Origin of the sequence: Streptomyces sp. NPDC047453, from assembly GCF_040643155.1 — a bacterium.
In the GTDB taxonomy this organism is placed as follows: domain Bacteria; phylum Actinomycetota; class Actinomycetes; order Streptomycetales; family Streptomycetaceae; genus Streptomyces.
In genome coordinates this window covers 1-22,884 of the sequence record NZ_JBEYTS010000076.1, presented here as the reverse complement: position 1 = coordinate 22,884, position 22,884 = coordinate 1, and the positions used below count along the sequence as shown (strand labels likewise).

24 protein-coding genes and 3 pseudogenes are annotated in these 22,884 nt (G+C 69.6%); 19 read left to right on the top strand and 8 right to left on the bottom strand.

Annotated features, from left to right (window positions below):
• Position 1 precedes the first annotated feature (1 nt).
• Complete coding sequence (locus ABZ818_RS35965; RefSeq protein WP_361424377.1) at positions 2-214, bottom strand: hypothetical protein; 213 nt, start codon at positions 212-214, stop codon at positions 2-4.
• 47 nt (positions 215-261) lie between these two features.
• Here ABZ818_RS35965 and ABZ818_RS35960 point away from each other — a divergent pair, with 47 nt between their 5' ends.
• Positions 262-702 (top strand): hypothetical protein, encoded by a 441-nt coding sequence (locus tag ABZ818_RS35960; protein WP_361424374.1) that lies wholly within the window; start codon positions 262-264, stop codon positions 700-702.
• Positions 703-931: 229 nt separating this feature from the next.
• On the opposite strand, the gene ABZ818_RS35955 is transcribed toward ABZ818_RS35960, so the two are convergent.
• A complete protein-coding gene (locus tag ABZ818_RS35955) occupies positions 932-1,303 on the bottom strand; it encodes a metalloregulator ArsR/SmtB family transcription factor (protein ID WP_361424371.1) in 372 nt (123 codons plus the stop codon).
• 73 nt (positions 1,304-1,376) lie between these two features.
• Here ABZ818_RS35955 and ABZ818_RS35950 point away from each other — a divergent pair.
• Together ABZ818_RS35950 and ABZ818_RS35945 are read left to right on the top strand one after the other, a co-directional pair.
• Positions 1,377-2,987, top strand: a pseudogene (locus ABZ818_RS35950) (heavy metal translocating P-type ATPase); the annotation flags it as partial.
• Positions 2,984-3,382, top strand: a complete 399-nt coding sequence (locus ABZ818_RS35945) for a (2Fe-2S) ferredoxin domain-containing protein (protein WP_361424368.1) — start codon at positions 2,984-2,986, stop codon at positions 3,380-3,382. The pseudogene ABZ818_RS35950 and the gene ABZ818_RS35945, both read left to right, overlap by 4 nt.
• A gap of 341 nt (positions 3,383-3,723) precedes the next feature.
• Here ABZ818_RS35945 and ABZ818_RS35940 read toward each other — a convergent pair whose 3' ends face one another.
• Both ABZ818_RS35940 and ABZ818_RS35935 read right to left on the bottom strand, forming a co-directional pair.
• Entirely contained in the window at positions 3,724-5,877 is a 2,154-nt protein-coding gene (locus ABZ818_RS35940) for a heavy metal translocating P-type ATPase (protein WP_361424365.1), read from the bottom strand.
• A 428-nt stretch (positions 5,878-6,305) separates the two neighbouring features.
• Positions 6,306-6,599, bottom strand: coding sequence for a heavy-metal-associated domain-containing protein (locus tag ABZ818_RS35935; RefSeq protein ID WP_361424362.1), 294 nt, complete (start codon positions 6,597-6,599; stop codon positions 6,306-6,308).
• A 714-nt stretch (positions 6,600-7,313) separates the two neighbouring features.
• On the opposite strand from ABZ818_RS35935, the gene ABZ818_RS35930 reads away from it, so the two are divergent.
• The 4 genes from ABZ818_RS35930 (at position 7,314) to ABZ818_RS35915 (ending at position 11,354) form a co-directional block, all read left to right on the top strand.
• Positions 7,314-7,721 (top strand): DUF6153 family protein, encoded by a 408-nt coding sequence (locus ABZ818_RS35930; RefSeq protein WP_361424359.1) that lies wholly within the window; start codon positions 7,314-7,316, stop codon positions 7,719-7,721.
• A gap of 75 nt (positions 7,722-7,796) precedes the next feature.
• The gene (locus ABZ818_RS35925) at positions 7,797-9,428 is read left to right on the top strand and encodes a multicopper oxidase family protein (RefSeq protein ID WP_361424356.1); all 1,632 of its coding nucleotides are present in this window, start codon (positions 7,797-7,799) and stop codon (positions 9,426-9,428) included.
• A 198-nt stretch (positions 9,429-9,626) separates the two neighbouring features.
• Positions 9,627-10,301 carry a dihydrofolate reductase family protein gene (locus tag ABZ818_RS35920; RefSeq protein ID WP_361424353.1) on the top strand — a complete coding sequence of 225 codons (675 nt, stop codon included), beginning with the start codon at positions 9,627-9,629 and terminating at the stop codon, positions 10,299-10,301.
• 210 nt (positions 10,302-10,511) lie between these two features.
• Positions 10,512-11,354, top strand: coding sequence for a hypothetical protein (locus ABZ818_RS35915; RefSeq protein WP_361424351.1), 843 nt, complete (start codon positions 10,512-10,514; stop codon positions 11,352-11,354).
• 17 nt (positions 11,355-11,371) lie between these two features.
• Here the strand turns inward: ABZ818_RS35915 and ABZ818_RS35910 are convergent.
• Positions 11,372-11,811: pseudogene (locus tag ABZ818_RS35910) on the bottom strand (AI-2E family transporter); the annotation flags it as partial.
• A gap of 741 nt (positions 11,812-12,552) precedes the next feature.
• Between ABZ818_RS35910 and ABZ818_RS35905 the strand changes: the two are divergent.
• Positions 12,553-13,101, top strand: coding sequence for a manganese efflux pump (locus tag ABZ818_RS35905; protein ID WP_361424348.1), 549 nt, complete (start codon positions 12,553-12,555; stop codon positions 13,099-13,101).
• Between the two features lie 162 nt (positions 13,102-13,263).
• Here the strand turns inward: ABZ818_RS35905 and ABZ818_RS35900 are convergent, their stop codons facing one another.
• Positions 13,264-13,761: a hypothetical protein gene (locus ABZ818_RS35900; protein WP_361424345.1), complete on the bottom strand. Its 498-nt coding sequence runs from the start codon at positions 13,759-13,761 to the stop codon at positions 13,264-13,266.
• A gap of 105 nt (positions 13,762-13,866) precedes the next feature.
• On the opposite strand from ABZ818_RS35900, the gene ABZ818_RS35895 reads away from it, so the two are divergent.
• From ABZ818_RS35895 to ABZ818_RS35855, 9 genes and pseudogenes are all read left to right on the top strand, one after another.
• Positions 13,867-14,037 (top strand): hypothetical protein, encoded by a 171-nt coding sequence (locus ABZ818_RS35895; RefSeq protein WP_361424342.1) that lies wholly within the window; start codon positions 13,867-13,869, stop codon positions 14,035-14,037.
• Between the two features lie 299 nt (positions 14,038-14,336).
• Positions 14,337-15,017 (top strand): annotated as a pseudogene (locus tag ABZ818_RS35890) (hypothetical protein); the annotation flags it as partial.
• Between the two features lie 286 nt (positions 15,018-15,303).
• Positions 15,304-15,630, top strand: a complete 327-nt coding sequence (locus tag ABZ818_RS35885; protein WP_361424398.1) for a hypothetical protein — start codon at positions 15,304-15,306, stop codon at positions 15,628-15,630.
• Positions 15,631-15,790: 160 nt separating this feature from the next.
• Positions 15,791-16,024 carry an acyl-CoA dehydrogenase family protein gene (locus ABZ818_RS35880; protein ID WP_361424339.1) on the top strand — a complete coding sequence of 78 codons (234 nt, stop codon included), beginning with the start codon at positions 15,791-15,793 and terminating at the stop codon, positions 16,022-16,024.
• A 27-nt stretch (positions 16,025-16,051) separates the two neighbouring features.
• The gene (locus ABZ818_RS35875; RefSeq protein ID WP_361424337.1) at positions 16,052-16,387 is read left to right on the top strand and encodes a hypothetical protein; all 336 of its coding nucleotides are present in this window, start codon (positions 16,052-16,054) and stop codon (positions 16,385-16,387) included.
• Positions 16,293-16,769, top strand: coding sequence for an acyl-CoA dehydrogenase family protein (locus ABZ818_RS35870; protein ID WP_361424334.1), 477 nt, complete (start codon positions 16,293-16,295; stop codon positions 16,767-16,769). Before ABZ818_RS35875 ends, ABZ818_RS35870 begins: the two co-directional genes overlap by 95 nt.
• Before the next feature lie 13 nt (positions 16,770-16,782).
• Positions 16,783-17,445: a hypothetical protein gene (locus ABZ818_RS35865; RefSeq protein WP_361424331.1), complete on the top strand. Its 663-nt coding sequence runs from the start codon at positions 16,783-16,785 to the stop codon at positions 17,443-17,445.
• Positions 17,446-17,724: 279 nt separating this feature from the next.
• Positions 17,725-18,333 carry a hypothetical protein gene (locus tag ABZ818_RS35860; RefSeq protein WP_361424328.1) on the top strand — a complete coding sequence of 203 codons (609 nt, stop codon included), beginning with the start codon at positions 17,725-17,727 and terminating at the stop codon, positions 18,331-18,333.
• Positions 18,334-18,567: 234 nt separating this feature from the next.
• Entirely contained in the window at positions 18,568-18,750 is a 183-nt protein-coding gene (locus ABZ818_RS35855) for a hypothetical protein (protein ID WP_361424325.1), read from the top strand.
• 118 nt (positions 18,751-18,868) lie between these two features.
• On the opposite strand, the gene ABZ818_RS35850 is transcribed toward ABZ818_RS35855, so the two are convergent.
• Both ABZ818_RS35850 and ABZ818_RS35845 read right to left on the bottom strand, forming a co-directional pair.
• On the bottom strand, positions 18,869-20,086 hold the full coding sequence (locus ABZ818_RS35850) for a PP2C family protein-serine/threonine phosphatase (RefSeq protein ID WP_361424322.1): 1,218 nt from the start codon (positions 20,084-20,086) through the stop codon (positions 18,869-18,871).
• Between the two features lie 272 nt (positions 20,087-20,358).
• Positions 20,359-21,360, bottom strand: coding sequence for a DUF1259 domain-containing protein (locus ABZ818_RS35845; RefSeq protein ID WP_361424319.1), 1,002 nt, complete (start codon positions 21,358-21,360; stop codon positions 20,359-20,361).
• A gap of 286 nt (positions 21,361-21,646) precedes the next feature.
• On the opposite strand from ABZ818_RS35845, the gene ABZ818_RS35840 reads away from it, so the two are divergent.
• A complete protein-coding gene (locus tag ABZ818_RS35840; RefSeq protein WP_361424316.1) occupies positions 21,647-22,414 on the top strand; it encodes a heavy metal-responsive transcriptional regulator in 768 nt (255 codons plus the stop codon).
• Positions 22,411-22,734 (top strand): hypothetical protein, encoded by a 324-nt coding sequence (locus tag ABZ818_RS35835; protein ID WP_361424313.1) that lies wholly within the window; start codon positions 22,411-22,413, stop codon positions 22,732-22,734. Before ABZ818_RS35840 ends, ABZ818_RS35835 begins: the two co-directional genes overlap by 4 nt.
• Positions 22,735-22,884: the final 150 nt, after the last annotated feature.

Sequence of the window (22,884 nt, the reverse complement as noted above, 5' to 3'; positions counted from 1 at the left end):
CTCAGCTGGCGTTGGGGGCCGCGGTGACGAGCTTCGGGTTCGCGGCGGTGCGGTAGTCGACGGCTTCGCCGGTGAGTTCCATGTAGCGCTCCTCCAAGGAGGCCTGCTGGACGGCGAGTTCCTGCAGGGCGATGCCGACGGCGCGGGCGATCTCACCCACGGTCTCGCTGGTGATCCCGGTGAACCGCAGCGTGTCCGGGCCCGCTTCGTCCACGGTCGCGCCCCGGTCGCGCACCAGCCCGGCCAGTGCGGCGCACTGCGGTGTACGGACCCGGACGAAGCGCCCACCTCGCCGAGCTCGCAGAACTGCGCGACCGCGCCGCGGACCCCGAGCAGGCCCTGCACAGCGTGCTCACCGCCTACGCGTTCATCTGCCACCACCGCGGAAACGACACCAGCGAGATCGCAGCCCTGGTCCACCGCGGCAAGCCCATCGCCCGCGCACAACGACAGCTCACCGAACTCTTCTCGGGCCTACTCTCCCGAGCCGCCGCGGACGGTCGGCTCCACAGCGACGCGCCCTCCGACGAGCTCGCCAATTACTGCCTCCACGCCCTGGCGGCGGCTGCCGCCGCACCCGACCCGGCCGCCGTCCACCGCTTGGTGGACCTGACCCTCATGGGGCTGGGCCTGCGCACCGACCGCCACGGCCACCACACCCGGCCACCGGACGCGCATCGGCCGACCATGCACCACCACTGATCGGCCCGCCCGATCACCTGTCCTCACCGCGTCAGCGCCGGCGCGGCCACACCGTGCCGACCGCGGTGATCCGCGCGGGGGGCACCGACTTCGCCACGACGCTGCCGGGTCGCCCTGGCACCGGACGGGCGGGCGGTGGGCCTGGTACTGAGCGTCCGGAACCTCTCCCAGCAGGGCATGTTCCTGATCGGGTGCTGGGGCCGGGCCACGAGGGCGCGGCCCCGGTACCTCAGCCGACCGCGGTCGCGGGGATGTCGCGCAGCCCCAGCCGTAGATGCTCGACATGGTAGAGGGCCTGCTCCAGGAGTTCGGCGACGTGGTTGTCGTAGAGCGCGTAGATGACCGACCGGCCCTGACGCTCACCGGTGACCAGGCCGAGGTTGCGCAGCAGGCGCAGCTGGTGGGAACAGGCGGACTGCTCCATCCCGACGGCGTCGGCCAGTTCGGTGGCTGCGCACGGGCCCTCCTGCAGCCGGGCCAGGATCCTCAGCCGTGAAGGCGTGGCCAGGGCCTGGAGGGTGGCGGCCACGTCGGCGGCACCAACCGATTCCAGGCGCTCGCGTGCGGTGGCGGTGGTGTTGGCGTCAGATCCATGGCCCATGCCCGTTATCCTACGGACATGAAGACATGAATGCGTCTTCATGTGTTCCTGTACGGTGGAGGCGTGGCACCAGGAGGCGCTCGCCACCGCGCGGACGGCCGACTCCGTGCGAGGACTGCTGGACCTGGCACCCGCCAAGGCCACCCGCCTCGACCCCGACGGACGCGAAGTGATCGTCCCGGTCGAGGAACTCGCGGTTGGGGACACCATCCTCGTAAGGCCCGGTGAGCGAGTCGGCGCCGACGGCCGTGTCCTGGACGGGGCCAGTGGCGTCGACCAGGCAACCATCACCGGCGAGCCGCTGCCCGTCGCCAAGGAGATGGGCGACGAGGTCTTCGCCGGCACCCTCAACGGCACCGGCGCCCTGCGCGTACGAGTCGAGCGGGACGCCTCCGACACCGTGATCGCCCGGATCGTACGGATGGTGGAGGAGGCATCCGAGACCAAGGCGCCCACCCAGCTGTTCATCGAGAAAGTCGAACAGCGCTACTCGCTGGGCATGGTCGCGGCAACCCTCGCCGTCTTCCTCATCCCGCTCGCCGTCGGCACGGGACTCGCCCACTCGCTGCTGCGCGCCATGACCTTCATGATCGTGGCCTCACCGTGCGCGGTGGTACTGGCGACCATGCCGCCGCTGCTGTCCGCGATCGCCAACGCCGGGCGCCACGGCGTGCTCGTGAGGTCCGCAGTGGTCATGGAACGGCTCGGACAGGTCGACGCAGTCGCGCTCGACAAGACCGGCACGCTGACCGAAGGAACGCCGCGCGTCACGGATGCCCGCCCGCTCACCGGATCGGGACTCGACGAGAATGAGGTGCTGACTCTTGCGGCGGCGGCCGAGCACCCCAGCGAGCACCCCCTGGCCCGCGCCGTCGTGGACGCAGCGCGCGAACGAGGGCTCGGCCTCCCTGTGGCGGAGGACTTCGACTCCACGCCCGGGATCGGGGTGACCGCATCCATCGGCGGGCGCGTGGTAGCGGTCGGCTCACCGGCACCTGCACGCATCTTCGGACACATACTCCGCGCGGGCGGCCGTCATCGCGCGCGAACTGGAGGACAGCGGCCGGACCGCTGTTCTTGTCACCGTGGACGGCACCCCCGTCGGACTGCTCGCCATCGCCGACCGGCTGCGCACCGACGCAAACGCGACCGTGGCCTCGCTGACGTCCCTCACCGAAACCGCGCCCATGCTGCTGACCGGCGACAACCCCCGCGCTGCCGCCCGCCTGGCCGCCGAGGTCGGCATCGGCGACGTACGGGCAGGGTTGCTGCCGCAGCACAAGGTCGACGCGGTCAAGGAACTGGAGTATGCGGGCCGCAAGGTGATGGTCGTCGGCGACGGCGTCAACGACGCCCCTGCCCTGGCGGCCGCCCACACCGGCGTCGCCATGGGCCGGGCAGGATCCGACCTCGCGCTGGAGACCGCCGACGCGGTGATCGTCCGCGATGAACTCCGTACGGTCCCCGCCGTGATCGCGCTGTCCCGGCAGCGGCAGGCCCGCAAGCTGTCGTGCAGAACCTGATCATCGCGGGCGTCTTCATCGCCGACCTGGCCGCCTGGGACCTGATCGGCACCCTGCCGCTGCCGCTCGGCGTGGCCGGCCACGAAGGCTCCACCGTCATCGTCGGCCTCAACGGACTGCGGCTGCTGCGCGAGGCGGCGTGGCAACGGGCAGTCCAGTGAGCCGCCGACACAAGGTTTCCGCGCAGGCAGAGCCCCAGTGCACGGTCACCGTGTGCCGGGGCTGCTGCTGCGGCACGGACACGATCCCCGGCGTCGACCACGCCGCCCAACTCGCCGCTCCCAAGACCGAACTGGCATTGGATGCCCGGGTCCGGGCGGTGAACTGCCTCGACGCCTGCGAGCAGGCCAACGTCATCGTCGTACAGCCCTCGACGACCGGACGGGCCGCGGGCGGGCGCCCGGTCTGGCTCGGGCTGGTCAACGATCCCGACGCGACGGCCGACATCGCGGCCTGGGTACGCGCCGGAGGGCCGGGCCTCGCCGAGCCGCCCGAGATCCTCGACCTGTACGCGTTCGGGCCGTCGCGGCGGGTACGGCGGGCCATCGAGGACTGAGCGCGCTCGACCGACCCGCTCCCTCAACGGGCGTGCGGCGCGTCAGCCAGACAGTCGTGACTGTGCCGCCAGCCGTTCGGCCCCCGCACGACACCCACAAGGTGCGGGTGGCCGTCGCGCAGATCGTTGAGCTCGTACTCGACGACCAGCCGCTCCTTCGACGGCCACACTGACCGTCTGCTGGAGCCATACGGTTTGGGCGCCCCTCCTCCTGCCGAGGCCGGACGCCCTGGCCGCAGCCGGGCCGAGGTACTTGTCCAGGGTGTGCATCTCGCAACTCTGGACTCCCTGCAAGGGCTCGCGCTCCGAGGATCGTCGATGCCGGCCCTGCCGCGGCCCGATCACCCGTATGTGGCGCCCGGCCGCAGGTCGAGCTTGCGTAGCAGCTGGGCGTTGAGGGCGACGACGATGGTGGACAGCGACATGAGGATGGCGCCGACCGACATGGGGAGGACAAACCCGATCGGGGCAAGGACGCCGGCGGCGAGTGGCACGGAGATCAGGTTGTAGCCGGTGGCCCACCAGAGGTTCTGTTTCATCTTGCGGTAGCCGGCTTGCGACAGGTCGATCACCGACAGGACGGAGCGGGGGTCGTCGCTGGCCAGAATGACCCCGGCGGAGGCGATGGCCACGTCGGTGCCTGCGCCGATGGCGATGCCGACGTCGGCTTGAGCCAGCGCGGGGGCATCGTTGACACCGTCGCCGACCATGGCCACCGTTTTGCCCTCGACCTGCAGCGCCTTGACGGTGTCTGCCTTGTCCTCGGGCCGGACGCCGGCGAACACCCGGTCGATGCCGAGTCGGTTGCCGACCGATTCCGCGACCGCCTGGGCGTCACCGGTGATCATGACGACCTCGACGCCTCGCCGGTGCAGCGCGTCGACGGCCTGGCGGGATTCCGGCCTGATCTCGTCGGCCAGTTTCAGTGCTCCGATCACCACACCGTCACGCAACACGTGCAGGATGATGGCGCCCTCTTCCCGCCACTGCCCGGCTGCCCCAAGTTCCCGCTGGTGCTCCTCGTCCAGCAGCAGCGGACCGCCGACCCTGACCGTCCGGTCACCGACGGTGGCGGTGACACCGAGAGCCGGTGCCGAGGTGAATCCGTTTGCCTGAGGGATGTCGAGGTCGCGCTCGCGGGCGGCGCGCACGATGGCCTTGGCCAGCGGGTGTTCGCTGTCGGCTTCGGCCGCGGCGGCCAACGCGAGCACCTCGTCGCCGGCGAGACCGTGAGCCGGTTCGACGGCGGCCAGGATCGGCTCGCCCTTGGTGAGGGTGCCGGTCTTGTCGAACAGGACGGCACTGACGGTGCGCATGCTCTCCAACGCGAGCCGATCCTTGACGAGGACTCCGCCGCGGGCGGCACGTTCGGTGGCGATGGACACCACGAGCGGTATCGCAAGTCCGAGCGCGTGCGGGCAAGCGATCACGAGCACCGTGATCGTGCGGGTGACCGCGTCATCGGACCGGTCGAGCAGCAGGGCCCACACCAGGACCGTGATGACCGCCGCCCCAAGGGCAAACCAGAACAGCCAGCCTGCGGCAACGTCGGCCAGCCGTTGCGCGCGTGAAGATGAGTTCTGTGCCTCTGTCACGAGGCGCCTGATGCCGGCGAGCGCGGTGTCCTCTCCGGTGGCGGTGACCTCGACCCGCAGGCCGGAGTCGGCGGCGACAGTGCCGGCCACCACGTGGTCGCCGACGCCGCGGCGTACCGTTCGGGACTCGCCGGTGACCATCGACTCGTCCATCTCGGCCGCCCCGTCGACGATCCGGCCGTCCGCGGGGACGCTGCCACCGGGCCGGATCAGGACCGTGTCCCCCACCCGCAGCTCACCCGGGTGCACGGTGACGACCTGGTCGCCGTCGAGTCGTTCGGCCTCGTCGGGCAGCAGCGCGGCCAGGGAGTCCAGGGCCGAGGTCGTCTGAGCGAGCGAGCGCATCTCGAGCCAGTGCCCGAGCAACATGATGTCGATGAGCAGCGCCAACTCCCACCAGAAGTCCAGGTGATGGTCGAGGATGCTCAGGCTGGCGCCCCAGGAGGCGACGAAAGCCACCGTGATGGCCAGCGTGATCAACAGCATCATTCCCGGCCGGCGAGACCGTACCTCGGACACCCCGCCGTTGAGGAACGGCCGGCCACCCCACAGGTACATCACGGTGCCCAGCAGCGGCGAAACCCAGGTCACCCAGTCGGCCTGCGGCAACCGATAGCCCAGCAGCGAGGCGAACATGCCGGAGAACGCCACGACGGGCACGGCCAGAAACAGCATCGCCCAGAACAGCCGTCGAAACTGCCCGACATGATCACCGTGGGCGCCGTCACCCGAGTGGTGCGCATGACCCACGCTGCCGGCGTGATCGGCCCCATGGTGCCCGTCGTACTCGGTCATGCCATGCTCCGCGTGCCCGGCGTCGGGAGAGGTAACGGCCGACGGCGCGTCATCGAGGAGCGCGCGCTGGTGATCGTGGTGGTGGTGATGCTCGCGACTGGTCATGATCACTTCTCCTCGCCAGTGATGCTCAGTAGCTGCCGGAAACGGAAGTGGTGGTGCTGCTCCGCAGAAGTTCGTGGAGCGGTGCCTCGGGGCTGAGCGCTCCGGCTGACGCGTCAGCGCTTCTGTCGGTGAATGCCGTGCTCAAGGCGTCGGTGGTCGGCTTGGCATGCGGGGGCGTCACGAGCCCGGGCGTGCAGGGAGAAGACCCGGCCTTTCCCGTGCGCTGAAGACCACGGTCCAAGCCCGCTCCCGCCGCCGTCCGAGGCAGCAGGCCCGCCCCAGACGGCGGCACGCGGGAGGGCCGGGCACTTCAGTCAACGGGCTTTCCCTCATGCTTACTTGAACGACCGCAGGCGCAGACTGTCGGTGACGACGAAGACCGACGAGAAGCCCATCCTGTGGCCGGGCGCAGAAGCCCGACGGCGCACTCAGACGCGGCCCACGAACTCGTAGCCCGCCTCGTCGACGGCGGCGCGCACGGTCTCCTCGTCGAGCGTGGCGGCGGAGGTGACGGTCACCTCGCCGGTCTTGGCGTCCGCCGCGACCGCGGTCACGCCCTCCAGGGCCGATATCTCCTGGGAGACCGCACCCTCGCAGTGTCCACAGGTCATGCCGGACACCTGGTAGATGGCGGTGACACCGGCGTCCTGGACATGGATCGTGGCGTTGGAGCTGCGGGAACCGGTACCGCAGCAGGAGCCGGAGTTCGTCTCGGTGGTCAAGGCTTCTCCCTCGGGTGCGTATGCGTGGGGTGCCGACGAGAGGGGCGCGGTGTCCCGGCCCTCACGACTGATGACAACACCATACCCCCTGGGGGTATTCCGAGGTCGTAGCACTACCCACATGGACTGCTTGCTTCCGGCCTCGCGACGTCCGTGCCGTACGCCGGTGAGGCGCCGAACGACCGCCTGCCCACCGAGACCGTGACCCGCATGCGCCGCGCGCGAGGGCGGAGAGGGCCGCGTCCATGCGGCACTCTTGGGCGGCGGTCCAAGCCGCGAGCTGGTCGCGTCCGGCGTTGGTAAGAGTGCCGACGAAGGTTCGGCGGTCGGCGCGCTGCCCACGCTCTTCCAGCTGGCGGAACGCCTGGGTGAACCCGGCGACGACACCACGGCGTGAAGAGCGCACGGGACGTGCTGCTGGAGGGCATGCCCATGCCTCTTGCCTGAGACCGCTGCCGGCCGCCGCGAACAGAGGCCGACCACAAGAGCAGGAGGGTCTGCCTCGGCTTGATTGCGGACGGCGGTTGATCCGAGGGTGCCGGGCCGGGTGCTCCAAGCCGCCGCCTGCCGGGAAGGCCGGGGGAGGCCGGGGAGACGGCTGCGATCTGCACGGCACCCTTTGGAGCAAGGGAGCATCAGCCCACCGAGCCGTCGGTACCCCCGGGGGGTAGTATGCAATTCTGCTGATCGACCAGCACGGCATCGGTGGAGCCTATGACGAGATGGACAGCTCATCGCGGCGGCACAGCCGTCCGCTGGACGTACGGGGTGTTCCTCACCCTGTGCGTCGTACTGGCCGTGCTCGTCCACCACGAGACGATGGCGATGGGCTCCTCGTCCTCCATGCCGGGGGCCGCTCATGCCGTACACGTGATGCCGGACGGCGCCGCACCGTTCATCTCTGACACCTCATCATGCAATGCCGACTACGGCGCCTGTTCCGGGCCCGGCATGCAGCACTGCACGACGGCGAATGTCGACTCCGTGCAGCTCGCCGTCCCCAGCCAGAGCGTGTTCGACTCTCTCGCCTTCTTGCAGCGAGCAGCGGAACGCCGCACGCCTTCCACGGCGGTCGGCCGCGCCCCGCCCGATCTGTCCGTCCTCTGCCAACTGCGCCTGTAGGCCGCGCCGGACGACGCGTGATGTGTCGTCCCTCCGAGGCCACGTCGCAGCTACGACACAGAGGACAACAACACAATGAAGAGCATCAACCGCCGCTCCGTCCTGCTCGCCGGACTGGGAGCGGCCGGCGCTGGCGCGATGGCCGCGTGCAGCAGCGGCTCCACGAGGGGTAACGCGCTGGTCAACCCGTCCGGCTCGACGGTCGCCGCCGCCGAGAGGAAGCGCGAGAGCACAGGGCGGCAGCAGAAGCTCACCCTGACCGCGGCACCCGCCGTGATCGACCTGGGCGGCGGCGTCATGCCCAAGACCTGGGCCTTCGACGGACGCGCCCCGGGCAAGGAGGTCCGGCTCTCCGTCGGCGACACCCTCGTCGCCGAGCTGTCCAACCAGCTCCCGAACAAGACCACCACCTCGATCCACTGGCACGGCCTTGCGCTGCGCAACGACATGGACGGCGTGCCCCCGGCGACCCAGACCGCGGTCCGGTCCGCCTCCACCCTCACCTACAAGTTCATCGCAGGCGCCCCGGGCACCTACTTCTTCCACCCGCACGTCGGTGTCCAGCTCGACCGCGGCCTGTACGCCCCTCTGATCGTCGAGGACCCCAAGGAGCCCCTCGCGTACGACGACGAGTGGGTGATCGTCCTCGACGACTGGGTCGACGGCGTTACTGGCACGCCCGACGAGGTCTTCGCCGAGGTCAAGCAGGGCATGGGCGACATGGGGCACATGGGCGGACACCCAGCCTCCAGTAGCAGCTCGCCGTCCGGCGGTATGGACCACGACGGTATGGACCACGGCGACATGGGACACATGGGCGGTATGGACATGAGTGAGTCCGCCTCGCCCTCGCCCGGCGGCATGTCCATGAAGTTCATGCACATGGGCGCCACCAGCAAGCTGCTCGGCGGCGACGCCGGTGATGTGAAGTACCCACACCACCTGATCAACGGCCGAGTGGCGAACGACCCGGCCGTCTACACCGGCAAGCCGGGCAAGAAGGTACGGCTGCGCATCATCAACGCCGGCTCGGACACCGCTTACCGGGTCGCGCTCGGCGGCCACAAACTGACCATCACCCACACCGACGGCTTCCCGGTCCGGCACCAGGAGGTGGACGCGCTGCTCATCGGCATGGGCGAACGCTACGACGTCCTCGTCACCCTTGGCGACGGTGTCTTCCCGCTGGTCGCCCTGGCCGAGGGCAAGGACGCGAACGGCCTGGCCCTGATGCGCACCGGCTCGGGGAGCAAGCCGTCCGCGACCATCCGCCCGAAGGAACTCGACGGGAAAATCATGACGGCGTCCCAGCTCCGTGCCGCCGACGACGTACGGCTCAAGACCGCTCAGACCGACGTCACACACCAGATCAGGCTCACCGGCGGCATGGCGAACTACGACTGGGCCATCAACGGCCACCCGTTCGACATGACCGACCCCGAGGCGAACCCCATCCTCATCGAGGAAGGCCAGCGCGTGAGGCTCGACTTCGTCAACGACACCGACATGTGGCATCCGATGCACCTGCACGGCCACACCTACCAGGTCGGCGCCTCCGGGCCGCGCAAGGACACCGCGATCGTACTGCCCAAGCAGAAGATCTCCGTCTTCTTCGACGCCGACAACCCCGGCCAGTGGATGCTGCACTGCCACAACGCGTACCACGGCGAGGCCGGGATGATGGCGAACGTGGCCTACCGGGCCTGACGGTCACTCTTCGCTGTCCGGGCGGGCTCATCGACTGGCGATCGATGGGCACGTCCGGACGCGCATGAAGTTGAAGGTAGCTACCGGCCCAGGAGGGAATCGGAGAGCCTTGGCAGGGACCGATGAGCTCTCGTGGGTCGCGCGGTCTCCAGTGGGCCGCAGCGGCGTGCGTCTCGGGGCTGAGGAAGGAAGTGCACCGTGAGGTTGATTCTGCAGGAGTTCTTGTTGCTGGACGGCGTGGCGCAGGGTCCCGGGTCCCCGGAGGAGGACACCAGCGACGGGTTCACACGGGGAGGCTGGCTCGTGCCGCACCTGGACGACGCGTTCATGCGGACCGTCACGGGCTGGCTCGACGAGGTGGACGCCTTCCTGTTCGGACGCCGTACCTATGACAACTTCGCGCGTGACTGGCCGAGGATGAACAACCCGGACGACCCGATCGCCGCCAAGCTCAACGGCTTGCCGAAGTACGTGGCCTCGCACAGCCTGACCGAGGCCGACTGGGAACCGACCACGATCCTCGCCGGGGAGGTGCCGGCCCAGGTCGCCGAGCTGAAGCGGCAGCCCGGACGCGAGCTGCAGATCCACGGCAGCGCACGCCTCGGCGCGTCGCTGCTGGCAGCCGGGCTGATCGACGAGGTGCGGCTGATGGTCGCGCCGGTGGTCGTGGGCAGTGGCCGGCGGCTGTTCCCGGACAACGGCGTTCCGGCCGGGCTGCGGCTGCGGCTGCGGCTGCGGCTGCGGCTGCGGCTGCGGCTGCGGCTGCGGCTGCTGAGCAACGAGACGACGCCGAGCGGAGTCGCGGCCCAGGTGTACGAACCGACCGGGCTGCCCCAGTACGGAACCTACGAGGCCGACGCGCACTCAAGGTGATGTAGTACCGGCACGACATCCTCGGCGGATTCCTCGCCGGGACGGCCTCGCTCTCGAAAGACCGGGCTGACTCCAATGAACTTCGATGTCGCAGTACAGCGCACTGACAACGCCGGTTCCCGGCCGCAGTGCGCCTGCTTCCCGGGACGTACGGCGGGAGTCTCCGACCGTACGACGACCGCGGCGCCCGTCGCGTCGAAGCTGACTCCCATGGATCACCACGGAACCCGCACCCCCGCCGGCATCGCCTCGGCGCGGTCGGCCGGCGCTGCCACCAGCCTGCGCCCCGGCAGCCGGACGAGCGCCCTGTGGCACGCTGCCCGGCCCTCCGAACGCCTCTGCTACGCGACCGGCTCCGTCCTCGCGTTGTCCGGCCTGGCGCACCTGGTGGTGTTCGGCGTCGACGGCGGCCCCTGGGACGGCCCCGTTTCCTGGCGCAAGCCCGTCACGTTCGGGCTCTCCTTCGGGCTGACGCTGATCGCGGTCACCTGGGTGACGTCATACCTGCGCATCGGTGCGCGGGCCCGCGCCGTCCTGCTCGTCGTGTTCGCCACGGACTGCGTCGTGGAGGTCGCCGGGATCACCCTCCAGGCGTGGCGCCATGTGCCCTCGCACCTCAACACCGAGACGCCGTTCGACACCATGGTCGCGATGACGCTCGCCGTGGGCGGCGGTGTGCTGGTCGTCGTGCTGTCGGTGTTCGCCGCCGCCGCGTTCCGGCACCGGCCTGGCGGCCCCCTGGGCATGGCGTTCGCACTGCGCTCCGGGTTCGCGATCCTGATCGTCGCGCTGCTGTCGGGCGCCGCGATGATCGCACGCGGGGTCGTGCTGTCCCGCACCGGTCACCAGCAGGCGGCGTACCACTCCACGGAGCCTCTCAAGCCACTGCACGGGGTGAGCCTGCACGCCGTGCTGGTGCTGCCCGCAATCGCCTGGCTGCTGTCCCGCACGTCATGGAGCGATGCCGCAAAGCAGCGGATCATCTACGTCGCCGTCGGCGGCTACACGGCCGCCGTGCTCGGCGCCGGGGTCTGGGCGACACTCACCCGATGAGCCCCGGCAAGCCCCCCTCATGCGGAGAACAGCCGCCGCAGACGGGCGGTGAGCCTGCCCGAACCGCGTGTCCGGCACCCGTGGACCCGGGGGTCGTCCGTGACGACGTACCGCTTCACATGCACCCCCAGGAAGACCTGCAGCGTCGCCACCGCGGTGATGGAGGTCAGCGCGCCGACCACGCCGAGGAGGGTGGTGCCCGCGACGACCGCCCCGAAGGCGACCGCGGGGTGGATGTCCACGGACGGCGTGGTCAGCTCGGGCTGCAGCGTGTAGGTCAGCCACGCCCGAGATCAGCGCCATTAGGCCGCGCGAGCAGAGGTAGCCGCCCCGTCTTGTCGGCGGCGATCCCCCACGCGCGCAGCACCTCGGCCTGCCGGGCGGGCGGGCAGGCGGGCGGCAGCACGAGGCACAGCGCACGCCTCACCCGCAGCCCGTCGGCGGCGGAATACCGGGTTGGGTCTGGTCCTGGCCCCGTTCTTCGACATCGTCCTGACCGGCGTTGAACCGCACGAGACCGGCGCATGATTGCGCCGCGGGGAAGGTGCCGTGACCGCCTCAGCGGGAGCGGTCCAACTGGACGACAGCGAGATCGGCGAGGCCGTGGCACTGATCGAGGCCATGACCCGCGACGACCTCACCGGCCCCGAGTTCACCGACCGGTACACCGAGGCCCTTCGCACGGCGATCGAGGCCAACCAGGAAGACCGCCAACTGCCGCAGGCCCCCGAGCCGACGGCCCGGCCAGGGCAGCTGGTGGACCTGATGGCCGCGCTGCAGCAGTCCGTCGACAAGGCCCGAGCGGCGCGCGGCGAGACGAGGACGCGGCCCCGCAGGAGGCGCCGGCCGCACAGGCGAAGAAGGCCGCGGCGCGGAAGACGGCGGGGAAGGCGTCCGCACGGGCGGCGTCCTCTAGGAACGGCAGTCGAGGTGTCCCAGCGCGCTGATCTGCCGTGGCCGGGCCCATGGTCGGGGCGTCCCAGACCGTGGCCGGCCTGCGGTTGGACCTACTCGATGGTGTGGTCGGGGTCGGGGAGCTCTGGCCGGCTTCGCTCACTCCAGCGACAGCATTTGTCGGTGAGTTTGGACAGCAGTCGTTGATTACCAGGGTCCGCAATGTTCGCGGGTTTTCACGGCAGCGTGGCGTGTCAGGCCGTCACCGGAGAAGGGGCGGGATGGGCGCGGATACGGTGCCTCGGTGATCGAATTGCTGCTTGTGGCCATGGCGCTCGGCCTGGTCAACTTCGCGGCCGCCATTGGCATCGGTGTGGCAGGCGTGGACAGCCGGACCCGTTGGCAAGTGGGGGTCGTGTTCGGCTTGTTCGAGACCGGGATGCCGATCGCTGGTCTGGCCATCGGCCGCAGCCTGTCCGGCACGCTCGGCTCGGCCTCCCGCTGGATCGGTGCCGGGCTACTGATCGCTACGGGTATCCATGCCCTGTGGCAGACACGGCAGAGCTCTGAGGATCATCACGATGGACCGGAGGGCAGGCAGCCGCTGGGCAAGCTGCTGGTGACCGGGTTGGCGTTGAGTATCGACAACCTGGCCGTCGGCTTCTCGCTGGGCGCCTACCGCGTTGGGCTGGCCGCCGCTGCGGCCATCATCGGCGGGGTCAGCGTCGCCCTGACACTGGCGGGTTTGGAGTTGGGAGGCCGAATCGGCCCGGTGACTGGACGGCGGGGAGAAATACTCGGCGGCCTGGTGCTGATCGGGGCGGGCATCGCGGTCGCTACCGGAGCCCTGTGATCCTTCACCCATCGGCTGGCTGATGCCCCAGCGACAAGAACCGGGGTGCTGGGAAAAATCTCCCCTGTCAGGTCTGCTGCATGGTCTTGAGGTCGCGCAGCGTCAGCTCGTGCGCGCCGCGGAACGTGGCGCCCCAATGCGGGCTGTGCTCGGGCGGCGGGGTCAGGAGACGCGCTGTTCGGGGCGCAGGATGAGGCCGCGGTGCAGGAACTGCTCGGTGTCGGCGGGCCCGAGTCCGAGGGCGCGGGAGACGGCAACTCCTTCGTCGTCATGGCTGAAGGCGAGCAAGATCTTGCGTCTGGTGGGGTCGGCCATGGTCCGGCGGGCGCCTTCGACGATGTGGGCGACGCAGCCGGTGGTGCCGTCTTCGACCATGTCCCGCCGTGTCGTGTCGTCCCAGATGTTGAGTTGGAGGCGGGCGCCCTCGGTAAAGCAGTCCTCCTTGGAGTCCGTTCCCAGGACGCACCACCCGAGCATGGCGGCGTGGGCGTGGCGCTGGAGGTAGACGGCTTTGTCCAGGAGCCGGTCGACTTCCTTCTCCAGGTTCTCCTGCGCCTTCTCGGGGCTGACGACTGCGGTCTTGGGGTCGTAGGGCCGCACCCGGATCCGAAGCGGGGACAGGCTGCGGGCGAGGTCGTCGGCGACGCTGAGCAGGCCCACCACATTGACGTGGCCGTGCTGTCGGGGCGGGGGCAGTTCGTCGGGTAGCTGTCGAGCGCTCCTACGGCGTTTGCCGCACCACTTCGGGACGGAGGTGAGGCAGGGATGACACTCGGGCTTTGCGACGGCCTGTCCCCGACCACCTTGCAGAAGGTGATGTTCGGCGTGGTGGCCAGGGGGCTCAGCCTTGTCGGCCACGCGGACGAGACAGCCGTGGTCAATCGGCTCGTTCCGCGGCGAGCCGGTCTGGAGGTGTACGTCCGGTGGCGCGAGTGACGAGCGGATACGGTGCCTCCCTCGGGCGTCGGGCCCGGCTGGTCGCGGTGGCCATCGAACCGGAGGACCTCACCCCCCGTTCGCTGCGTGGCCTCGCTGGAGTCGCGGACGAACTGGAGGTCCGTGCCGATCTGGTCGGCGATCCCGATCCGTCCTGGCTGCGGCGGCACTTCAGAGGGCAGCTGACCTACAGCCTGCGCTCTGCGCGACATGGTGGCCGCTCGGTTGCCGGCCCGGTGGAACGTCGCACCCGGCTCCTGCGCGCGGCGGACCACTATGAACTGGTCGACCTCGAGGCGATGGACGACGTGCAGCCGGAACTGCTGGCAGCCGTCCCCGCCCGGCAGCGGCGTGTCTCCTGGCACGCGCCCGGGCAGGCGGGGCGGGCCGAGGGGCGCTGTCGGGCGGAGCTGCGGGAGGCATCAGGAAGACTCCGCGGGCGGTTCGCCGCGATGTCCGCCGTGCCGGCGGCGCTGTACCTCCTCGTGCCGCATGCGGGCGGACAGTACGGGTCTGCCGCGCCGCTACTGCTCACCGGGCTCGGACGTGCCGACGTGACGGCGTTTGCGTCCGGTCCGGTCGGCATGTGGACCCGAGTGCTGGCGCCGTGGCTGGGGGCGCCGGTCGTCTTCGGCCGGGTCGGTGCGCCGGGGGAGGACGGAACGCCGAGTGTGGGCCGGCTCCTGGCCGACTACGGCCTGCCCGCGTTGCCTCCACTCAGCGGCCTGTTCGGCATTGCCGGGCGTGCGCCGGGACGGTCGTTGTCGCCCCGGCTGCACAACGCGGCGTTGCGGGAACTCCGGCTGCCCGCGCTGTACCTGCCCTTTCAGGTGAACGGGTTTTCCCGGTTCTGGCAGTGGGGCTCCGACTTCGGGTCGCTGGGTGGGATGCCCTTGCGCGGGCTGACCGTGACCGCCCCGCACAAGGAGAGCGCGCTCCAAGTGGCCGACGTCGCCGACCCGGAGGCGCTGGGGTGCGGTGCGGCCAATCTGCTGTGGCTCGACGACGGGCGCTGGCGGGCGGCCACCACAGACGCCGTCGGTGCCCTGCGCGCTCTTGCCCTGGGTGGAGTCGAACCGAGCGGCCGCAAGGCCGCCGTCATCGGTTGCGGCGGCGCCGGACGGGCCGTCGCCTGGGCCCTGCGCGCGGCCGGAGCCAGGGTGACTCTGGTCAACCGGGGGATCGCACGGTCTGGAAGCCTCCTCGCACCTCGGGCTTCCCTACGTACCGCTGTCCCGATTCTCCCCGGCGGGGTACGACGTGTTCGTGCATGCCACGCCACTGGTGGAGCGGGAGCCGTTCCCGGTTGCCGCAGCCGGCGGGGACGCGGTGGTGTTGGAGATGGCCTACCGCGATCCGCCGACTGCGCTCACGCGCGCCACCCGTGCTCGCGGGCTGGTCGGCATCGACGGCTGGCAGGTCCTGTCCGTGGAGGTGTGCGAGCAGTTCAGGCTGATGACGGGCCGTTCGATGCCCGACACGCTGCCCCTGCCCTCGGTCTGCTTCGGATTGGCCGAGCAGGCCACCGGCCACGGCCTCACCGCATCGGGGGGACCGGCACGAACACACCGCGTGGGGCGGGAGGCACCATGACGATCCGTTCGACGTCCCCGTCCGGACTGCCCACCGCCCGCCCGGCAGGCAGGCCGGGTGTTTCGGTGCTGCTGGGCGAGTGGGGTAGCACCAACCAGCACAGTTCGAAGGGCGCCCGCCTGCTGAACGTAACGTGGCACTTGGATGGGGCCACCCCCACATGACCGACGACCTGCCCCGCGCCGCCGGATCGGCCCGCAGTCCGTCGATCGGAGACGACCAGGCTGTTCTCGTCACCGTGGCGAAGCTCGCGGCGGACAAATTCGCCCCCCGCGCTGTGGAGTACGACCGCAAGGCCGTCTTCCCCGCCGAGGATTTCGACGATCTGTTCTCCAACGGTTTTCTGGGCGTCACCGTGCCCTGCGAATACGGGGGCCTGGGCTACGGCCCTTAGCAGCGCCACACCCTGCCCCTGTGGGAGATGACCACCACGCTGGCCAAGGCAGATCTGTCGCTGGCCCGCTGCTGGGAAGGGCACGCCAACGCACTGGTCCTCATCGACGCCCTGGCCACCCCTGAGCAGAAGCGACGCTGGTTCGCCGGCGTGGTGGAACACGGGGAGAAGTGGGCCGCCTGGAGCGGCGAACCCCAAGCCCCGAAGGCGGGCGAGAGGCTTCGTTTCGGCACCACGCTGGTCCCCGTCCACAACGGCTGGGTCCTCCATGGCAGCAAAGCGTTCGCCACCAGCGCCACCGGAGCGCAGTGGGCGATCCTGCTACGCGGCCAGCTTCCTCGGCGGCGCCCACGCCGCATATGAATACGGGCTCGCGTATCTGAAGCGGCAGGGCAAGGGCGGTGACCCCTATGTGCAGCAGCGAGTGGGCAGCATGGCGGTCAATGTCGAAACCGGGCGCCTTTGGCTGCGCCACGTCGCCGGTCTGTGGGACGAGGGCAGGCTCGACGAGGCCCGAATCGCCGGCGCCGTAGCCTGGCATACGATCGCGCATCTGGCACAAGAAACCGTGCATCACGTCATTCACGCGTGCGGCGCCCGCAGCCTGATCCGCCCAAGCCCCGTGGAACGGATCCTGCGCGACCTGACGCTGTACGAACTCCATGACAACCGCGATCACGTTCTGGCCACCACAGGCCGTGCCGTGCTCGGCGAGCAGTACGACCTGTCCTTCCACAGAATGTGAGAGCGCTTCATCGTTGGGGCGTTCGTCCACGCCCCTCGAGGAACTCGTTCCTTCACTGCAACCACTGGTCACCGCCCTGCTGGGGACGGACCTGCCCAAGAGCCGCCTGATCTGGCTCCTCAGCCCCAACGTCGTCCGTCTTCTGTGGGGTCTCGCCGATGGCGGCATCCCGCTCACCCACGACGGACTGCACCAGGAAGCACCCTGGCGAACCGTTACCCACTTGCGCGACGACCTGCTGATGGACAGCGGCGTCCTGCCACGCGTCGACCGTCAAATCCTGCTCTATCAGCGCTGGTTGACTGAACAGCTCGCCACCATCGGGGACCCCGAACGCCACCGGCTTCTCCGGCATTTCGCCGCCTGGCACCAAATGCGGCGCCTGCGGGCCAAAGCAACCCGACGCCCAGCCCAGACGTTCCTCCGCTGGTGCATGAAAACGGACCGGATGCCCAGCCTCGCCCTTCCGCCTCAAGCCACCAGCCAGGACCAGGCGCCGCTGCACCAGCACCGCCGCCTCGAAATCCTCCGACGAGTCCTCAACGACGGTTCCCTGCCCCTGCGAAGCCGCGTCGTTGCCGCACTCGTTCTCCTCTATGCCCAGCCCGTCAGCCGCATCGTTCGCCGGCCTCCTTGGAACCTACGACAGACCACCTGTCAAGCAGCGACTCGCTGACATTTCCCGGCGGCCCACCGCCACGACGGGTGAGCGGACGTCAGAAGATCACCCGCAAGGGCTAAACGTCATTCAATCTCCCAAATTGAGGGTCTTCTTGACGGCCACTCAGCTCTCTCTCAGAGCCGCGCAAAGGACCTCTACACACCCGATCAGCCCCACGAACCCGGAGATCCCGATGTGCCCGATATGACAGCAATAGGGGGCGTTAGTACGTTCAATCACGCACCGGCTGCCACAGCGGGTGTTTCTCTCTCGGTCTCAGAAGGAACAAGCGACATGATCATGAACCGTTCCCACGCGATCCCCGCGGCCCTCGCGGCCGCTGCGGCACTGACCGCGACCGGCATCACCTACGCCACCGCCGCCACCGAGGCCCAGGAGGCCCCGGTCGTCGTCCAGCAGGCGCCTGCTCCGGCCTACGCACCGATGAGCAACGAGCGCGGCGAGCGCCGCCACCACAAGATCGGCAGGATCTTCATCAACGAGCGGTCGTTCTCCGCCCACCCCGACGGCTGCATCACCGTGGTCAGCGGCCTGGGCTCCAAGAGCTTCAACATCCGCAACGACAGCAAGCAGACCGTCGAGTTCTTCCGCGGCGTCACCTGCGACAACGGCGCCCCCATCGCCACCGTCGGCCCCCACAGCGAGGCCAACAACGTCCGCCCGGGCAAGGTCAAGGACGAGGACGAGGACGAGAAGGGCGAGCACGAGAAGGGCGAGCACGAGAAGGGCGAGCACGAGAAGGGCGAGCACCACAAGAAGCACCACGAGGAGATGGAGGACGGCGTGAAGGTCAAGAACGGAGTCGTCGGCAGCTTCCGCGTCATCAAGCGCCACCACGAGAAGGGCGAGGGCGGCAAATTCGGCGGATTCGACGAAGACTGAAACCAGCAACCGCGTGATGCGCATGCTGGAGAACCCCGGCCCGCCGTAATCGGGCCGACGCCCTCCTGCCAGGCCCACAACACAGAATCCCGGCCCGCCGCAATCGGGCCGGGATTCTCGTCTGGACCCCGGCCCAAGGAAATCCCTTACAGATGCGGGGCCGTGCCGAACTACTGCCCGAGGGGTGACGGTACGAGCCCGGACCGGCGGGGGGCCGTGCGCGACAATCGCTGCGTGCAGACGTCGAAGTTCCCCTCGGTCCGCGCGCTCGCCCAGCTCCTCATCCGTGACAGTGGCGATGCAGCGCTCGGCCCCTGTCGGCCTTTTGTGCCCGGCGACGTCGCCCTGCTCGGCCGCCACCCGATGGTGGAGAACAAAACATGTGGCGAACCCTGCTTGCCGGTCTGGCCGACCTGATGGGCCTGGACCCCGGCCAGCATCGCCTGGCTTTGCCCACGAGAAGGTCGTGACCAGAGCCATGTGTGGTTCCCCACCCAGTACGGCGTGCAGGTCGCCTGCGAATGGCCTTCACGCTCTACCTGGCGTGACTGTTACCCCTGGCCTGCAGTGCGGCCGGTGTCTCCGCACCGACGTGGTTGTCGGTCACGGGTCGGAGCGAGGGGTGATGGAGAGCGGGTGCGGGGCTGTGGGTGTGTTGCAGGGCGATCACGGCGGCATCGTCGGCCAGGTGTCCGCCGACGTGGGCGAGCAGGTCGGCGCGCAGGTGACGGACCAGTGCTACGGGTTTGTAGTGTGCCCAGGCTGCGGCTCGTTCGGCCAGCGGGTAGAAGGCGCCCCGGGCATCGCGGGCCTCGGTCACGCCGTCGGTGTGCAGCAGCAGCACATCCTCTGGTTCCAGGGCGAAGGTGTCGACGTGGTAGTCCGGGCGAGTCAGCTCGCCCAGGCCCAGCGGCGGCGCTGGGCAGGTGGGGCGCAGCGTGGTGACCTGCCAGTTGCGCAGCAGCAGGGGTGGCGGGTGCCCGCAGGTGACCATCTGCACCATGGGGTGCTCGTCGGGGATGTCGAGGACGGCGGCGGTGATGAAGCCCTCTCCGGCCCGGGGCGGTTCGGTGGGTTCGGCCATGTGCCAGCACACGCTGTGGTCCAGGTAGGCCACGAGCTCGGGCAGGGTGGCCTGGCGATGTGCAGCCTCTCTGAAGGCGCCGAGCAGCAAGGCGGCGTCGCCGATCGCGGTCAGGCCCTTACCCATCACATCCCCGATGATCAGTCTGGTGCCGCACGAAGTACGTACCGCCGCATACAGGTCCCCGCCGATCAGGGACTGCTCCTGAGCGGCCAGATACACCGACGCCACGCGCAGCGGGCCGATCCGGTACGGCAGCGGCCTGAGCAGCGCGCACTGCGCCGCCTCCGAGACGGTCCGCACCTGCGTCAGCTCACGAGAGCGCCTCCCCTGCACGCAGCGGAACACGGTCACGATCATCGACACCACAAGCAGGGAGATGATCTGCGAATCGAAGTACATCGACCCCAGGAGGTTCGGGGGTGTCAGGCCGATGGCGAACAGGGCTACCACGGCGGCCACGCCCATCACCCCGGTGAGGACGGGGCCTGCGAACGATGCCGTGATCGCGGGCGCCACGACCAGCAGCGGACCCAGCGGCACGCCGCGGGGACTGAATACATCGGCCAGCGTGATGGCCAGGATCAGCCCGAGAGGTACCGCCAGCAGGGCAACGCTGGGGTGCAACGAGCGCTGCCGGGGAGCAAACCCCTGCCCCAGGAGGCGCATGCTTTCCGGTTACCCCGCCGGGGCAGCTCTGCACACGCTGGAAAGTGGCTCGGCCTACAAAGTCGGCCGGACCGTAGCCAGCGCAAACACCTGCCCGGCGGCGTTTCCTCACGTGCGGCAGCCAGGACGGCGACGGCGGTTCGTTGCTGCGGGCGTTCGTCTCGACCGGGCCACTATGGGCCCGAGAGGAGACCGCGGCCCCGCACGTCGTCGATGCCCGGAGTACGGGCTCACGGCTCCACCCGCGTCGTCACACCAGGTGGGCGTACGGGTCAGGCGGTGGGCTGTGCGAGGTTGGTCGCGTCGAGTGCTGGGCGGATGGCCTTGGCGAGTAGCGTGCCGTCGCCGGTGGCCCAGAAGTGCAGGTAGAACAGCCGTGGTTGGTCGTTCAGCATGTGGTTGTGGATCTCGACGATGTCGATGCCGCCGCGCCGTAGGGCGCGGATGACCTTGTTCACCTCGTCGGCGGTCATGACGAAGTCGCCGTTGATTGCGGCCTTGCGATTGCCGAGGGGCTGGAAGTTGACCGCGGTGGTGATGCCCAGGGCCGGGGGCAGGATGTGCCGGCCGTCGGTGACGGTGTCCCGGCGGGGGATGGAGAACTTGAAGATGCCGCCGTCGGCGGTGCCCTTGCGCCCCATGGCGCTGTTGATGGCGGAGGTGTCCAGGTCGATGCGCGGCTGAGTCGGCTTGGTCGGCGGCGCGGCCGGGATGCTTGTGGCCGCGAGGGCCTCCTTGAGGCCGCGGGCGAGGGTGACGGGATCGCCCATCCCGTGGATGTGGGTCCACCAGACGGCAGGGGACTGCTGCAAGAGGTGCTTGTGGAGTCCTGTCTGCTCGATGCCGGCCTTCTGCAGGGCGTCCGTGACCCTTTGCAGTTCGTCCTCGGTGACCACAAGGTCGCCCATCACCACGGCACCGTCACGGTACTTGGCGAAGTTCGCGTACCCGCCGAGCGAGAGACCCGCTTTGATCGACACGCCCTTGCTGGTGACTTTGAGGTCCGCGCGGGGCAACGCGACGTGGTAGACGGTCCCGCCCATCAGCGATCCGGTACGGCCGAGAACGTCGGCGACCGGCTTCCAATCGGACTGGTTGGTGGACAGCGGAGCGGCAGCCTGCGAGGTGGGATCTGCGCCTCCCTCAGATATGGAGGTCTGCGGGGCCTCTACGGTGGCCGACGCCCCCATGAGGCTGGAACCGGCCACGATCAGCGTTGTCAGCAGGGCCAGTGCCAGCGTGCCGGGCTTGAGTGAACGCCATGTGCGAGGCATGGAGCCTCCTCTCGAGGACCACCCCCTTCGCTTAAAGTAACCGTGCGACTACATGCCATCGCAGCAGGCGTGGTGTTCGGGTGAACCAGGTAAGTGCCGCGTCCTGGGGGTGGCTCTGTTCGCGACTTTCGACAGCACTTGTTCACGGCGCCGGAAGGCGGGCTGATTGGTCGAGGACCGGCGTTCATGAGAACGGGAAGCACCCTGTGGACGGCGTCGCTCCCGGAGCGGGAGAGAGTTCCAGGGCTTGACCTTCGAGTCGGGTCGAAGGTTTACCGTCGGCGGCATGACGAGCTACCGCATCTCGCAGCTGGCCGAGCGTTCCGGTGTACCGGCCACGACGCTGCGCTTCTACGAGGACGCCGGGCTGCTACTGGCCGACCGCACGCCGGCCGGGTACCGCGTGTACGGCGAGGATGCGGTGGAGCGGTTGGCGTTCATCTCCTCGGCAAAGCTCCTGGGCCTGGCGCTGGAGGAGATCCGTGAGTTGTTGGACGTGCGCGAGGAAGGTGTGTGCGCCTCGGTACGGGCGCGGATGCTGCCGCTGGTGGCCGCGCGGATCGCGGAGACCGACGGCCGGATCGCCGAGCTGCGGGTGTTCTCCGACCGTCTCGCCGCTGTTCACGCCGATTTGTCCGGCCCTGCCCCGGCCGGTGCCTGTGGGCCGGACTGCGGCTGCACCACCACCGCGGCTCCCGGGCCGGTTCCGGTCCAGCTGTCACGGGCGCGTCCCGAGCCGGACACGGAAGCCTGGCGTCGGGCCCCGGTGGCCTGCACGCTGGGCGGCACCAAGCTGGGCGAGCGCACCGAGCAGTGGCGCACCCTGAGCGGCAAGGCCGAGCGGCGCGAGACGATCCCGGACGGCCTGCGGCTGGTCTTCCCGGGCGGTGCCGACCTCGCGGCCGAGGTCGCGGCCCTCGCGACGGCGGAGCAGAGCTGCTGCGCGTTCTTCGACTTCACCCTGTACCTGACCGCTGATGCCCTCCATCTGGATGTCCGCGCGCCGGAGAGCGCCGCCGGCATGCTGGCCGACCTGTTCGGAGTGATCGCATGACCGCCTCCTCCTCTCCCCGCCCGTCTCGTGGCTGGGGTGTCCTCGGCGCCGGTACGGCCGCGGTCGCCGCCTGTGCGGTGTGCTGTGCGGGCCCGCTCCTCGCCGTCCTCGGCGGGGTCGGCTTCGCCTCTGCGGTCGCGGCGCTGTGGATGCCCGTCCTCGCGGTGCTGGCCGTGGTTTCTGGCCTCGGCGTGCTCATGATTCGCCGGCGGCGCCGGAGGGCGGCCTGCCGCACGGCCCTGGCGTGCACCGACCTCGGCATGCCCACCATCGGTCCGAGCCCGGACCGGTCCGAGGCGGCGAAGACGGAGTGCCGGTAAGAACTCTGTCAGTGCGCCACGAGGCGCTGTTGTTTCGGACGGAGGTGGAAGACCACCGTCGCCTCGGCGTCGTAGCGGCGAGGTGAAGCTGGAGGCAGCCGGAACCGGGGATCGCCGGGGAGGGCGAGAGCAGCCTCGACGAAGTCGGGT

Excerpts from the sequence above, each read along its gene's own strand:
- ABZ818_RS35895 (WP_361424342.1), top strand. The coding sequence starts at position 13,867 with ATGACACTCGGGCTTTGCGACGGCCTGTCCCCGACCACCTTGCAGAAG.
- ABZ818_RS35840 (WP_361424316.1), top strand. The coding sequence starts at position 21,647 with ATGACGAGCTACCGCATCTCGCAGCTGGCCGAGCGTTCCGGTGTACCG.
- ABZ818_RS35915 (WP_361424351.1), top strand. The coding sequence starts at position 10,512 with ATGGATCACCACGGAACCCGCACCCCCGCCGGCATCGCCTCGGCGCGG.
- ABZ818_RS35835 (WP_361424313.1), top strand. The coding sequence starts at position 22,411 with ATGACCGCCTCCTCCTCTCCCCGCCCGTCTCGTGGCTGGGGTGTCCTC.
- ABZ818_RS35955 (WP_361424371.1), bottom strand. The coding sequence starts at position 1,303 with ATGGGCCATGGATCTGACGCCAACACCACCGCCACCGCACGCGAGCGC.
- ABZ818_RS35870 (WP_361424334.1), top strand. The coding sequence starts at position 16,293 with ATGGCAGCAAAGCGTTCGCCACCAGCGCCACCGGAGCGCAGTGGGCGA.
- ABZ818_RS35940 (WP_361424365.1), bottom strand. The coding sequence starts at position 5,877 with ATGACCAGTCGCGAGCATCACCACCACCACGATCACCAGCGCGCGCTC.
- ABZ818_RS35875 (WP_361424337.1), top strand. The coding sequence starts at position 16,052 with ATGACCACCACGCTGGCCAAGGCAGATCTGTCGCTGGCCCGCTGCTGG.
- ABZ818_RS35850 (WP_361424322.1), bottom strand. The coding sequence starts at position 20,086 with ATGCGCCTCCTGGGGCAGGGGTTTGCTCCCCGGCAGCGCTCGTTGCAC.
- ABZ818_RS35845 (WP_361424319.1), bottom strand. The coding sequence starts at position 21,360 with ATGCCTCGCACATGGCGTTCACTCAAGCCCGGCACGCTGGCACTGGCC.
- ABZ818_RS35860 (WP_361424328.1), top strand. The coding sequence starts at position 17,725 with ATGATCATGAACCGTTCCCACGCGATCCCCGCGGCCCTCGCGGCCGCT.
- ABZ818_RS35925 (WP_361424356.1), top strand. The coding sequence starts at position 7,797 with ATGAAGAGCATCAACCGCCGCTCCGTCCTGCTCGCCGGACTGGGAGCG.
- ABZ818_RS35880 (WP_361424339.1), top strand. The coding sequence starts at position 15,791 with ATGACCGACGACCTGCCCCGCGCCGCCGGATCGGCCCGCAGTCCGTCG.
- ABZ818_RS35930 (WP_361424359.1), top strand. The coding sequence starts at position 7,314 with ATGACGAGATGGACAGCTCATCGCGGCGGCACAGCCGTCCGCTGGACG.